Origin of the sequence: Spirillospora sp. CA-294931 (assembly GCF_050946795.1) — a bacterium.
Lineage (GTDB): Bacteria > Actinomycetota > Actinomycetes > Streptosporangiales > Streptosporangiaceae > Spirillospora.
In genome coordinates, this window is record NZ_CP192006.1 from 4,005,545 (window position 1) to 4,017,737 (window position 12,193).

11 protein-coding genes are annotated in these 12,193 nt (G+C 72.4%); 3 read left to right on the plus strand and 8 right to left on the minus strand.

Features of this window, described 5'->3' with window-relative positions:
- Positions 1–112 precede the first annotated feature (112 nt).
- Positions 113–1,786 carry a PQQ-binding-like beta-propeller repeat protein gene (locus tag ACQPY4_RS17895; protein WP_433337731.1) on the plus strand — a complete coding sequence of 558 codons (1,674 nt, stop codon included), beginning with the start codon at positions 113–115 and terminating at the stop codon, positions 1,784–1,786.
- Between the two features lie 106 nt (positions 1,787–1,892).
- The gene (locus tag ACQPY4_RS17900; RefSeq protein WP_433337733.1) at positions 1,893–2,498 is read left to right on the plus strand and encodes a dihydrofolate reductase family protein; all 606 of its coding nucleotides are present in this window, start codon (positions 1,893–1,895) and stop codon (positions 2,496–2,498) included.
- 13 nt (positions 2,499–2,511) lie between these two features.
- On the opposite strand, the gene ACQPY4_RS17905 is transcribed toward ACQPY4_RS17900, so the two are convergent.
- The 7 genes from ACQPY4_RS17905 to ACQPY4_RS17935 form a co-directional block, all read right to left on the minus strand.
- Positions 2,512–3,426, minus strand: a complete 915-nt coding sequence (locus tag ACQPY4_RS17905) for an LLM class flavin-dependent oxidoreductase (protein WP_433337735.1) — start codon at positions 3,424–3,426, stop codon at positions 2,512–2,514.
- Positions 3,427–3,452: 26 nt separating this feature from the next.
- On the minus strand, positions 3,453–4,544 hold the full coding sequence (locus ACQPY4_RS17910) for an NAD(P)/FAD-dependent oxidoreductase (RefSeq protein WP_433337737.1): 1,092 nt from the start codon (positions 4,542–4,544) through the stop codon (positions 3,453–3,455).
- An 86-nt stretch (positions 4,545–4,630) separates the two neighbouring features.
- Positions 4,631–5,107 (minus strand): MarR family winged helix-turn-helix transcriptional regulator, encoded by a 477-nt coding sequence (locus ACQPY4_RS17915; protein ID WP_433337739.1) that lies wholly within the window; start codon positions 5,105–5,107, stop codon positions 4,631–4,633.
- 44 nt (positions 5,108–5,151) lie between these two features.
- Positions 5,152–5,592 carry an acyl-CoA thioesterase gene (locus ACQPY4_RS17920; RefSeq protein WP_433337741.1) on the minus strand — a complete coding sequence of 147 codons (441 nt, stop codon included), beginning with the start codon at positions 5,590–5,592 and terminating at the stop codon, positions 5,152–5,154.
- Between the two features lie 116 nt (positions 5,593–5,708).
- On the minus strand, positions 5,709–6,779 hold the full coding sequence (locus tag ACQPY4_RS17925) for a S1 family peptidase (RefSeq protein WP_433337743.1): 1,071 nt from the start codon (positions 6,777–6,779) through the stop codon (positions 5,709–5,711).
- Between the two features lie 637 nt (positions 6,780–7,416).
- Complete coding sequence (locus tag ACQPY4_RS17930) at positions 7,417–8,235, minus strand: alpha/beta fold hydrolase (RefSeq protein WP_433337745.1); 819 nt, start codon at positions 8,233–8,235, stop codon at positions 7,417–7,419.
- A 10-nt stretch (positions 8,236–8,245) separates the two neighbouring features.
- Positions 8,246–8,887 (minus strand): TetR/AcrR family transcriptional regulator, encoded by a 642-nt coding sequence (locus ACQPY4_RS17935; RefSeq protein ID WP_433337747.1) that lies wholly within the window; start codon positions 8,885–8,887, stop codon positions 8,246–8,248.
- A gap of 92 nt (positions 8,888–8,979) precedes the next feature.
- On the opposite strand from ACQPY4_RS17935, the gene ACQPY4_RS17940 reads away from it, so the two are divergent.
- A complete protein-coding gene (locus ACQPY4_RS17940; protein ID WP_433337749.1) occupies positions 8,980–9,813 on the plus strand; it encodes an alpha/beta fold hydrolase in 834 nt (277 codons plus the stop codon).
- Between the two features lie 399 nt (positions 9,814–10,212).
- Here the strand turns inward: ACQPY4_RS17940 and ACQPY4_RS17945 are convergent, their stop codons facing one another.
- Positions 10,213–11,967, minus strand: coding sequence for a Xaa-Pro dipeptidyl-peptidase (locus ACQPY4_RS17945; RefSeq protein WP_433337751.1), 1,755 nt, complete (start codon positions 11,965–11,967; stop codon positions 10,213–10,215).
- Between the last annotated feature and the right edge of the window lie 226 nt (positions 11,968–12,193).

Here is a 12,193-nt window from a genome sequence, read left to right on the forward strand (position 1 = left end):
GATAACGGACCAAGACACACCGATGTTCTTTTGCGGATCCCCGCCCGAATCCGGAACCTTGGCCTGCCGGGCGGCATCTAACGCGTCGTCGAGAATGATCAGGAGGCAGCGAATGCGTCGTCACCACAAGCGGCAGGCCGTCGTCCTGGCGGCCGTGGCCCTGGCGGCAGGAGCCTGCGCGGAGGGCGAGGCGGCGCCGGACGTCCGGGCCGACCACACCACCGCCGTGGGGGCGGCGGCGCCGATGCCCGACTCGCCTCCCGGGAAGGGCGTGCTTGAGCGCGCCTGGTCCCTGGACCTGAGCGGGGAACCCAAGACGGGCACGCGGATCGCGGTGGCCGGGGGCCAGCTGTTCGTCCCGTCCAGTCGGGGGCTGAACGTCCACGACGCCCGGACGGGCCAGGAACGCTGGCACTACCGCGAGCGGGGACGCCAGTTGCGCGGTTACGCGGTGACCGGCGGTGCCGTTGTCCTGCAGACCACCACACCGGGTTCGAGCGAGGACAGGCTCGTGGGGCTGGACGCCGCCACCGGCCGCAGGCTCTGGAACGGCAAGGGCAACCTCACCGTCGAGGATATGACGGCCTACGGCGTCCTCGCCTCGGGCGGCGTCGTCCTCGCCGAGAGGTCCGTCGGCAGGGACATGGCGACCGTGGTCGACGGCCTGGACGCGCGCACGGGCAAGTCCCGGTGGAACCGGCCGCTCGGTACCGGCTGCGTCACGTTCCCCTCTGGCGTCAGGGTGCGAAGCGACGCCAGCGTCCTGGTGCTGGTCGCCTCCTGCGGGTCGACCGCCCGGATCCGCGCCCTGGACCCGGCGACGGGCCGCGTCCTGTGGGATCGTGGCGCCGCCGCGCAGGCGTCGGTGAGCGTGCGCGGCGGCCTGACGGCGATCACCTCCGGACGCACGCACGTCCTCGACCGCGCCGGACGCGACGTCGCCACCGACGACTGCGCGAGCGATTGCGAGTTCACGGTGGCGGGCGGCCGGCCCATCGTGGCCAGGCCCGAGACCGACGGCGGGCCCGTCCTCACCGGCTACGACCCGGGCACGGGCCGGAGGCTGTGGCGGCGGACCGTGCCGACGCCCGGACCCGCGCGGCTCGCCGCGGCGGGCGGCCGGCTCCAGCTCCTGACCGACTCATGGTCCGAGAACCGGCTGGGCCCGCCCCAGCCCGCCGCGCTGAGGAGCGTCGACCCCGCCACGGGCGAGGACGAGCACCAGGCCGCGCTGCCCTGGCTGACCTCCAGGGTCTTCAGCGCGCTGGGCGCGGGCAAGATCCACAGCATCGTCGTGACGGGTGAGCGCGTCTTCGCCGTGGCGTCCGGCCGCGACGGCAAGTTCCGGGCGTTCTCGTATGCCGCGTCCCCGGCGGCCGGTGGCCCCGAGGAGCTGGGCGGAGTACCCGTGGCGGACTGGCCCGACGCCTGCGCGCTGGGCCCGTCCGGCATGCGCGCCGAGCCGGAGGGCTCGGCCACTGTCGGGACGCTCAAGCTCCGCAACGTCCGCTGCGCCTACTTCGATGCCGGGACCATGACGACCGTGTCCATCGTCTGGGTCGCCCCCACTCCCGAGAAGGCCCGTGAACTGCTCGTGGTGGAGAAGGGCAAGGGCGCGTCCGAGAGCCTCGGCGACGAGGGCCACTCCTTCTCGGCGGCGACCGGCTGGCAGGGCCGCCCCGAGACCGTGGTGCGCGTCGGCCGCCACATCGTCCACTTCGACCGGGCCGGGGACGTCCCCGAGGAGCTCAAGCGGGCGGTGGCCGACAAGCTGGGCCGCCGCTGAGCTCCCGTCCGGCGCGTCGTAAACAATCCGTAAATCGGGTTCGCCAAGCTGGGGGCATACCAAGGCGGTGGGCCGGACGGGCCCGCCCGCGGGAAAGGAGCAGATCATGGGCACGCTGCTGGTCGGGACGTTCGTGTCGCTCGACGGCGTCATGCAGGGGCCCGGCGGGCCCGGCGAGGACGACTCCGGCGGCTTCCCGCACGGCGGCTGGCTGGCGCCGCACCTCGACGAGGGCTTCGGCCGCGTCATGACCGCGCTGTTCGACCGCGCCGACGCCATGCTCCTGGGCCGCAGGTCGTACGACATCCTGGCCGCGCACTGGCCGAACGTCCCCGACGAGGAGGGCGGCGCCGAGATCAACGCGATGCGCAAGTACGTGACCACCAGGACCCCGATGGACGCCGGGTGGAACAACACCCGCGTCCTGGTCGGCGAGGCCGCCCAGACCCTCGCCGACCTGAAGAAGAACACCGACGAGGTGATCCTCGTCCAGGGCAGCAGCGATCTGCTGCGCACCCTCCAGGACGCCGAGCTGGTCGACGAGTACCACCTGCTGATCTTCCCCGTCGTCCTCGGCGAGGGAAAGCGGCTGTTCGCCGAGGGCGCCGCCCCGGCCGGGCTGGAGCTGAGCGAGTCGACGACCACCGAGAACGGCATCATCTACGCCGCCTACAAGCGCGTGGGCAGGCCCACCTACGGCAGCGTCGCCTGACCCCCGGACGGGGTCAGCCCCTCTCCTTCGCGACCGCCTCCCGGACTGCCGGGGCGACCTCCAGCGCCCAGCGCCGCAGCGTGCCCGCGTCCTGGGCGCCGGTGCCGGGCGGGAAGAGGAGGAAGCCGGACGCGCCGTGCTCGATCACGGCCCCGGTCAGCTCCTCGGCCCACTGGCCGGGGGAGCCGCCCACCCAGCGTCCGGCGCGGTCGCGGGTCGAGGGCAGCGGGGCGTCGGTGATGCGCCCGGGAAGGTTGAAGACCGTGCGGATCTCGCGGGGGTCGCGTCCGGCGGCGGCCGCCGCCTCCTCGATCACCGGCCGCGAGGTGCGGTAGCGCTCGCTGAGCCAGTCCGCGGCGTGGCCGGGGATCCAGCCGTCCGCCACCCGGCCGGTGGCGGCCAGCGACTTCGGGCCGACCGACCCGGTCCACACGGGAGCCGCGGGGACGGGAGCGGGCTCGATCTGGCTCACCCGGTAGTGGCGGCCCTCATGGGTGATCGGCGGGCCACCGCCCGACAACCGCCTGACCAGGACGATCGCCTCCTCGAAGGCGTCCACGGCGGCGCCGGGCGAGAGCCGGGGCACGCCCATGTCGGAGATCCGGTCCCACAGTCCGCCCGCGCCCATTCCCAGCACGACGCGGCCGCCGGACAGCGCCGACAGTGAGGTCACCATCCTGGCCAGCACGGGGGCGGGGCGGGTCGGCAGGTTGGTCACGTTCGCGAAGCCCGCGATGTTCCGCGTGCCGCCGAGGATGAAGCCGATGGACGCGTAGGCGTCCAGCCGGTCGCCGAGGTAGGGGTGGTCCGACAGGGAGAAGAGGTCGAGCCCGTCCTCGTCGGCCTGCCGGGTGAGGTGCAGCAGCTCGGTCACGTCGTCGATGCCGGTGTGGGCGCCGAAGCCGAAAACGGTGTCAGGGAGAGTCATGGGTAAGTCCTTCGTGGTGGAGCGGCTCAGGAGATGCCGAAATGCTCGGCGAAGCGACCGGTGAACAGATCGGTGCCCTTGTACTCGGAGACCGTCTCGGCCGGGAGGACCGACGGGCCGTCGGGCGAGGGGAACTGGCCGACGCCGCCGCGCGTGCCCAGCGGCAGCAGGATCGCGGGGTCGGAGGAGGGCCGGTAGACGGCCGTCGGCGGCTCGCCCCGCAGCTGCGCCAGGATGTTCTCGGCCACGATCTCGGCGTGTGTGATCGCGTACCCGGCCATCTTGGTCTCGGCGACGTCGGTGATGTCGCCGACCGCGTAGACGTGCGCGTGCCCCCGCACGGTGAGGTGCTCGGTGACGGGGACCTGCCCCCCAGGGGTGCGGGCCGTGAGCCTGCCGTCGGCCAGATAGTCGCTGTTGATCCGGACGCCGTGGGCACGGAACCAGATGTCGGCGCCGATCTCCTCCCCGTGCGTGGTGGTGACGGTGAACCGTCCGGCCTGACCGGCCTCGGTGGCGGGCGGCCCGGCCAGACCGGTGCCCAGCAGGAGCCGGACGCCCAGCCCGTCGAGCTGGCGGCGCAGGTCGTCGCGCAGTTCCGGCTGGAAGCCGGGCAGCAGCTCCTCGGCCGGGTCGACGATCGTCACGCTCTTGCCCGGCCAGACCTCCTTGATCTCCCCGGCCAGTTCCAGCCCGACCGGACCGGCGCCGAGGATCAGCACGTCCTCGGTCCCGGCCAGCTCCTTGTGGGTCAGCCGCAGATCTTCGAGCGCCTCCTGGCTGGAGTGGGCGTCGGGCTTGGCCGGATAGGCGTAGTCGGAGCCGGTGGCCAGGACCAGGTAGTCGGCCTCGACGCGCGTCCCCGACGCGAGCGTGACCCCGCCGGGGTCGGCCGAGACCGCGCGGTCGCGCACCACCCGGCCACGCGCCAGCAAGGTGTTGAAGGGGAAGAAGATGTTGCCCGCCCACTCCGGCCGGGTCAGCGCCCGCAGCGACCCGGCCGCGTTGACGAACGCGTCACGGGGGTCGACGAGGACGACGTCGCCCTCGGAGTCGAGCGCCTTGGCGACCGCCGAGCCGCCATACCCGCCGCCGACGACAACGATTCTCTTGGTCATGGTTCCACGCTCCATACGGACAAGGATTGAGTTCGTGCCACGAACTATAATAGTTCGTGATGCGAACTGCAATCGCGGAGCGCGGCTCACCGTTCGGCGGCGGCTCCCTCGTCCGGCTCCAGGAAGACCACCGGAACCTGGTTGGACAGCACGATGCGGCCGAGAAGGGCGGCGAGCGTCTCGCGTTCGGCCGCGCTGAAATCTCCGGGCAGCAGGTCCATGTGGCGGCATGTCTCGAGGTAGAACTCGTCGGCCAGCCGGCGGCCCTCGGGTGTCAGCGCGACCCGCACCGCCCGCGTGTCACGCGGATCGGACTCCCGCCTGACCAGGCCGTTGCGCTCGGTGCGGTCGACAAGCCCGGTCAGGCTCGACTTGGCCAGTCGCAGGAGCGCGCCCAGTTCGCTCATCCCGTACGGCCGCGCCATCAGGACGCACAGCAACTGCCCCTGCTGCGGAGTGAGACCGTGCTCGCGCGCCGATTCGGCATAGACGGCGTCCACCAGGAAGGCGGTCCGCACCAGCCCGGTCGCGACTCCGATCTGCTCTTCCTCATGCTTTCCCACGAGGCCAGGCTAACACCCGGCGAGCGGGTAATTCGCGGGACGAACTACCCCTGTGGTGCCGCCTCGCCGAGCGCCTCGATCAGCACGGGCGGCAGCGGAACCGTCCCGGAGCCATCGGCGGCGACCGCGACGTAGACGATGTGGCCGGTGCACGTGAGGGCGCCGTCCCGCCTGAACGCGAAGTCGAGGGTGAAGCTCTTGCCCCCGATGCGCGAGGTGCCGACCAGGACCTCGGACCGGTCGGTGTGCCGGATCCCGTCGTGCCAGTCGAGCTCGACATGCGCCACATGGACGTCGAATCCCAGCTCGGGCCAGCTCGCGTAGGACAGCCCGCGATGCTCGAAGAAGGCGGTGACGGCCTCGTCCACATAGCCCAGGTACCACATGTTGAACATGACGCCCTGGCCGTCGATCTCGTAGTAGCGGGGCGTGAACGCCTGGCTGAAGGCGCCATCGAGGTTGGTCGGCTCAACGGTCCGGCTCACCGGAACCTCCAGACGTCGGAAGCGGCGGGCAGCTCACCACCCTCGGAGCCTAGTGATCACCCCGTCCCGCCGTCGAGCGGCCCGCCCCGAGAGGGACGGGCCGCTCGATGGGACGCTCAGTACAGGGTGAGCCCTCCGGCGCTGAGGGCCTCACCGACGGGGTTGAAGTAGGTGGTGCCTCCGCTGCGGCAGTCGCCGTTGCCGCCCGAGGTGAGGCCGAGCGCCTTGTTCCCGGCGAACAGCGCGCCGCCGCTGTCGCCGCCCTCGGCGCAGACCGTGGTCTTGATCAGGCCGCGGACCTGCCCCTCGGCGTAGTTCACGGTCTGGTCGAGCGCGGTGACCTGGCCCTCGTGGACGCCGGTGGTGCTGCCGCTGCGGGTCACCCGCTGCCCGACGGTGGCCGCCGCAGCGCCGGTGATGTCGACGGTGCCGGTCTTGCCCTTGACGCCGCCCTGGGTGTCGGTGGGCGTGGCGCCGTACTTGACGACGGCGTAGTCGTCGCCGGGGAACCTGCTGATGGTCGCGGACCCCAGCTTGTCGGTGAGGCCCTGGTCGGTCCAGAAACCGCCGCCGACCCGGTTGCAGTGCCCGGCGGTGACGAAGTAGTACTCGCCGCCCTTCTTGGCGTTGAAGCCCAGCGAGCACCAGTTGTTGCCGCTCATCCAGATGCGCTCGCCGCCCCGGGTGAGCGGCTTGAGCGTCCCGGGGATCCGCTCGGTGCGCACGGCGGCGCCGTAGGCCCTGAGCTTGGCGGTGACGGCGCGCAGCCGCGCTCCGTTGACGGTGCCGTCGATCGAGACCGTGACCGTGTTGGTCCTGGGGTCGACCGAGTAGGCGGTGCCCGCGGTGGTGACCGACTTCTGCAACGCCCTGTGGATCCCGGCCAGCCGCTCGCCGCTGCGGGCCACCTGCCTGGCCTGGGCCCCGGCGGACCGCACGGCCCGGGCGGCGCCGGCGTCGGTCACGTTGACCACCAGCCTGCCGGTGCCGTCGATGAAGGCGCCCGCGGTGCGTTCGGCGCCGAGCCGCTCGGTCAGGTGCCGGCCGAGGTCGGCCCGGGCCTGGACGGCGGCCGCGCGGGCCGCCTCGGCGTCGGCCGAGGCGGGCGCGGCCGCCGCGACCAGAGCGGACGCCGCGATACCCGCGCCGAGCGCGGCCGCGGTGATGCGGACATGGTTGACCTGCATGGTTCTCCTCCGGTGGGGGTTGGCGCGCCGGGGTGACGCGCCGGAGGGATGGTGTTCAGCCGTCGCCGGGAGGCTCCCGTGATCGACTTCGGGCAACAGTGCGCGAAAGATCATTCCGGCGTCAACGTATTCAGGGCATCAAGACCAAACAGGTCTCGCTCTTCCCTCGACCCCGTATCCGGCCATACTCTTCGAGGTTTGCCCAGGTCGCGGCGCACCCGCCGGGCGAGTCCATGGGGTCCGGCCCGTATGACGGAGAGGGTGCGTGTAGCGCCCGTGGGCAACACGGGAGGACGACGTCATGAAAGCGTGCTGCGCCCCGTCTCGGGACGGCGCGGAGGAGATCACCGTGAGCGCTCTCCGTCGCGGAGCGACGGCGGCGAGGCCGAGATGACGGTCGCGGTCCCCGGGGAGACGTTCCTGATGGGCGGCGCCGATCCGAACGCCGTCGCCGGTGACTGCGAAGGTCCGGTGCGCGAGGTCACCCCTGGCGCCGTTCCGCATCGATGCCTTCGCCGTTTCCGACGCGCGGTTCGCGGCGTTCGCCGAGGCGACCGGGGAACCAGATGGCCGGGTGGTCAGCCTGCCGGTGCGGACCCGGAGCAGGGAGCCCCGGGTCCGCCGAGGATGTCGGCGGTCAGGGGGCGCGGGTGAGCCAGGTGCGGATCTCGTCCATGAGGGCGACGGGCGCGTCGTAGTGGATCAGGTGCCCGGCGCCGTCGACCAGCGTGAGGTCGGCGCCGGGAATCAGGCTTCGCAGCCGCTCGGCGGTGCTGGTGGGGATCCAGGTGTCCTGCGCGCCCCACACGATCCGGACCGGGATCGACATGCCGCCCAGGTTCCGCTCGTTCTCTTCGAGGAACCGCTCGTCGTAGGCGGCGATCTGGCGGTAGAAGGCGGGCTGGCCGTCCTCGCCCAGCCAGGGACGGGTGAGCGCGTCGAGATCGGTCTCGCGCAGGCCGCGATGGCTCGCGCGCTGGATGTAGGCGCGCACGATCGCCTCGTGGACGTAGCCCGGCAGCCCGCCCAGGACGTCGGGGTGGTCCTGGACGAACCTGAAGAACGGCGAGCCGCTGGGCGGGATGGCGACCACGTCGACGAGCATGAGCGAGGCGTAGGCGACGTCCAGGCTCAGATGGGCGCGCAGCGACACGGCGCCGCCGAAGTCGTGCGCGACCACGTGCGGGCGGTCGAGGCCCCAGTGGGACAGCAGCGCCGCGAACGCCTCGGCCTGCGCGCCGAAGTCGACGGCGTGCCCGGCGTGCTTGGACGAGAGGCCGTAGCCGGGCATGTCCCACAGATGGACGGTGAAGTCGCGGCTCAGCCGCTCGGCGAACGGCCGCCAAAGCACCGAGGAGAAGGGCGTCCCGTGACACAGCACCAGGGGCGGGCCGGAACCCGTCCGCTCCCAGGCGACCTGCCGTCCCTGCCATTCGAACCGCTCGACAAGATCCATTCCCCCGACTCTACCGATCGGGTCCGTAGCGGCTGAGGAAGGTCTCCACGCCGTCGGTGATGAGCCGGTCGGCCAGGGGGCGGGGGAGTTCGGCGCCGATGGAGCCGACGATCAGGTGGGGGTAGACGGTCAGGGCGAAGAACTGGATGACGGCGACGTCGAGGTCCGGGATGGTCAGCAGTCCCCGCCCGCACAGGTCCTTGAGCAGCTCGGCCAGGTCGGCGCCGGAGCGGGCGGGGCCGCGTCGCTGATAGGAGCGGGCCAGTTCGGGGAAGCGGCGCAGCTCGCTGGTGACCAGGTTGCGCAGGGCCAGCCTGGACGGGTCGGTGGCCGCGGCGACCTGGACGCGCGCGGTCCGCGTCAGGGCCTCGCGCACCTCCGCGATCTCGGCCACCCGGGCGCGGAGCTCGGCCACCGACGCGTGCGCCTCGTCCATCGCCTGCCCCATGACCTCGGTGAAGAGCTCTTCCTTGCTGCCGAAATGGTTGTAGACGGTCACCTTGGACACGCCCGCCGCGGCGGCGATCACGTCCATGCCGGTGTCGAACCCGTCCCGGACGAACACCTCGCGGGCGGCGGCCACGATGGCCTGGCGGTTGCGTTCGGCGCGCTTGCCCGTGGGTGCGGGCGGTCTGCTGCTGTCTTTGGCCACGGCTCCATCCTAGCAACAACCTAACACTTGAGTACAGGAGAACTGTCCTGTACTGTTCAGTTCAGTTGCTCACAAGACTTCACGGAGGAACCATGCTTTCCGCTTCGACCGTCCCCACCCCCGCCCTGACCCTGGACGTGCCCGGTGCCCGGCTGCACTACGAGGTGCGCGGCCAGGGCCCGCTGGTGGCGCTCGTCGGCGCCCCGATGGACGCCGCGTCCTTCGCACCCCTGGCCGACCTGCTGGCCGACGAGTACACCGTGCTGACCGCCGACCCGCGCGGCATCAACCGCAGCCGCCTGGACGACCCCGAGCAGGACTCGACCCCGGCGCTGCGCGCCGACGACCTCTCCCGGCTCATCGCCCACCTGGACGCCGGGCCCGCCGCCGTCCTGGGCTCCAGCGGCGGCGCGGTCACCGCGCTGGCGCTGGCCCAGTCCCGTCCCGACCAGGTCCACACCGTCATCGCGCACGAGCCCCCGCTGATCGAGCTGCTGGACGACCGCGAGCACAACCACGCCCTCACCGACGACCTGATCGCCACCTACCTCGGCGGCGACGTCCTCGGCGCATGGGGGAAGTTCATGGCCCAGGCCAACATCGTCCTGCCCGAGGGCGCACTGGAGATGATCTTCGGCGGCGAGCGCGACGCCCAGCAGGTCGCCGACGAGCGCCGGTTCTTCGCCCACGAGCTGTACGGCACCACCCACTGGCGTCCCGACCTCGACGCCCTGCGCTCGGTGGCCACGCGCATCGTGGTGGGCATCGGCGAGGAGTCGGCCGGTCAGCTGTGCGACCGCACGTCGCGGACGCTGGCGGCCGAGCTGGGCGTCGAGCCCACCATGTTCCCCGGCGACCACACCGGCTTCGCCGAGGACCCCGAGCGGTTCGCCGGCCCGCTCCGCGCCGTCCTGGCCGAGCGCTGAGCGTGCCCCGCCCCGGTCTCGGACGGGCGGACCGTGCTCCTCGGCGGCCTCGATGAGCTCGTCGAGCCGCCGCAGGGCAGGGGTCATCTCCTTGACGCGGGTCGCGAGCCGGTCGCGTTCGGCGCTGGTCCGCCGTGGCATGGCCGGAGTTCACGCAGGGCAGCAGCGCCGCGGTGGCGCGGCCACCGGAGCCCACCGCTGCATTGTCGGCGAAATGCGGAACCGGGGAGCGGCGAAGATCTACGCGGCCGCCCGGCGGGCGGAGACGGTGGACGTCCCCGGCGTCGTCCCGCTCGCCCTGGACATCACCCCGCCTGTATCCGCGACTGGCCGTCAGCGCCTAGCACCGAAAGGAGGAGCGTGCCCGGCGCGGCACGCTCCTCCTCCCGAGCCCGGCGGTCAGCGGGCCGCGAGGCCCACCGAGGGAAGGGTGACCGACGTCTGGGCCGGGTGCAGCCGCAGGCGGGTGCCCGCCTGCGGGCGCAGCGTGTAGTCGTAATCGGTGGAGATCACGACCAGACCGATCCGCCGTCCCGCCGCGAAGACATGGTCCTTGGGCTGCATGTCGAACCGCAGGTCGTACTCCTGCCCCTGGACGACCTTCTCGCCGGACGCCGGGGAGTTCCGGTTCTGCGGGTCGAGCCAGCCCCGGCTGACGATGACCGGCGCGGACGTCCCGCCGGGCCGGTCGTAGTCGACCAGCAGCGCGGTCAGGTTGGCGTCGCCGCGGTTCTCGACCGCGCCGGTGATCCGGACCTGGGGGCTCCCCGACAGCCGGACCGCGGCGGGCAGCGCTCCCGTCCGGTACACCAGGCGGTTGGCGTCGGCGGCGTCGGGCGAGGCCACCAGGCTGCTCGCGCGCCGCGTCCGGCCCTGGTCGGTGAATGTCTGCCGGAGCTCGCCGGTGGACGGGCTCGTCGCGAGCGAACCGGGTGCGGTGGCGGACGTCGCCGAGGCGTGCAGGGTGACGGGCCGGGCGGCCGGGTCGGGCCAGTCGGCGTAGGTCTTCCAGCTCCCGTCGGCGTACTGGACGTCGGCCAGCGGCTCACGCGTCACGCCGTTGTCGATGCCCTTGACCCAGTAGTCGAACCAGCGCTGCATGGTCGACATGTAGTCCTGGCGGGACGGCGGACCGTGCCCGCCGCGGTGCAGCCAGATCTTGCGCGGGACGGAGTGCCGCCGCAGCGCGTCCCACCACATGGCGTACTGCTTGCCCTTGACGTTCCAGTCCGAGTGGCCGTGCATGACGAACACCCCGGCCTTGACCTGGGAGGCCAGTGGCAGCTGGTCCCGGGCGCGCCAGAAGTCGTTGTAGTCGCCGGACACGCGGTCCTGCCCGGTGGTCAGGCCGCCGATCTCGTCGCCGCAGCCCGTCCGGTCGACGACCGCCCGCGCGAGGATGTCGGCGTCCTCGCCCTGCCAGCCGCCGGGCGCGACGACCAGCCCGTTGGCGCGGTAGTAGTCGTAGAAGCTGGAGATGGCCGCGATCGGCACGATCGCCCTGAGCCCCTCCACCCCGGTCGCGGCGGCCATGTTCGGCAGGGTGCCGTCGTAGGACACGCCGGTCATGCCGACCTTGCCGGTGCTCCACGAGGCGGTGACGAGGCTGCCGTCGGCGCGGAACCCGCGGGCGCGGCCGTTGAGCCAGTCGATCACGGCGGTGGTGCCGAGCGTCTCCTGCTTGTCGCCGGAGGTCGGGCATCCCTCGGACGCCCCGGTCCCGATGCTGTGGCCGTAGACGACCCCGTAGCCGCGCGGGACGAAGTAGCTGTCGAGCCATCCCGCTAGGCTGGTCGCGCCCTTGGTGCGGGTGGCGCCGCGCCCTCGGTCCGCGCCGGGGAAGAGCCCCTCCTGGGGCAGCCGGTCGACGTTGACGTTGTGGAACGGGGTGTCCTTGATGCCGCCCCGGTAGGGGCTGTGCTCGAAGACGACCGGGACCTTAGCCGAGGTGTCCGGGCGGACGATGTCGATCGCGATCCGGTCGGGGCGGCCGTCGCGGTCGCTGTCGACCGTCGACTCGACGTACACGCGCTCCTGGACCCGGTCGGCCGCCGGTTCCGATCGCGGCGGGGCGGCGGCGGCCGCGGGCGCGATCGCGAGGACGAGGGCGGCCGTGGTTCCCGCGGCCGCGGCTGATCTTGCGGATACGTTCACTGGTCTCCTTCGGAAGAGCGGCGCTGCTCTTGCGCGAGTGGGAACGTCCTGCGGGGGCGCCCGCGGCGATGGCCCGGGCCTCGGGCGCCGCCCCCGCCGAGTATCGGGACCAAAGCGGACGAAAGGGGTGCGGTGCGCTTGACAGTCCGGATTGTCAAGTCGGGCCGTTGACGCGTCCCCCGGGTGGCGCCAAAATCGGCGCGATAGATCAACCGGCGCAGGTTCC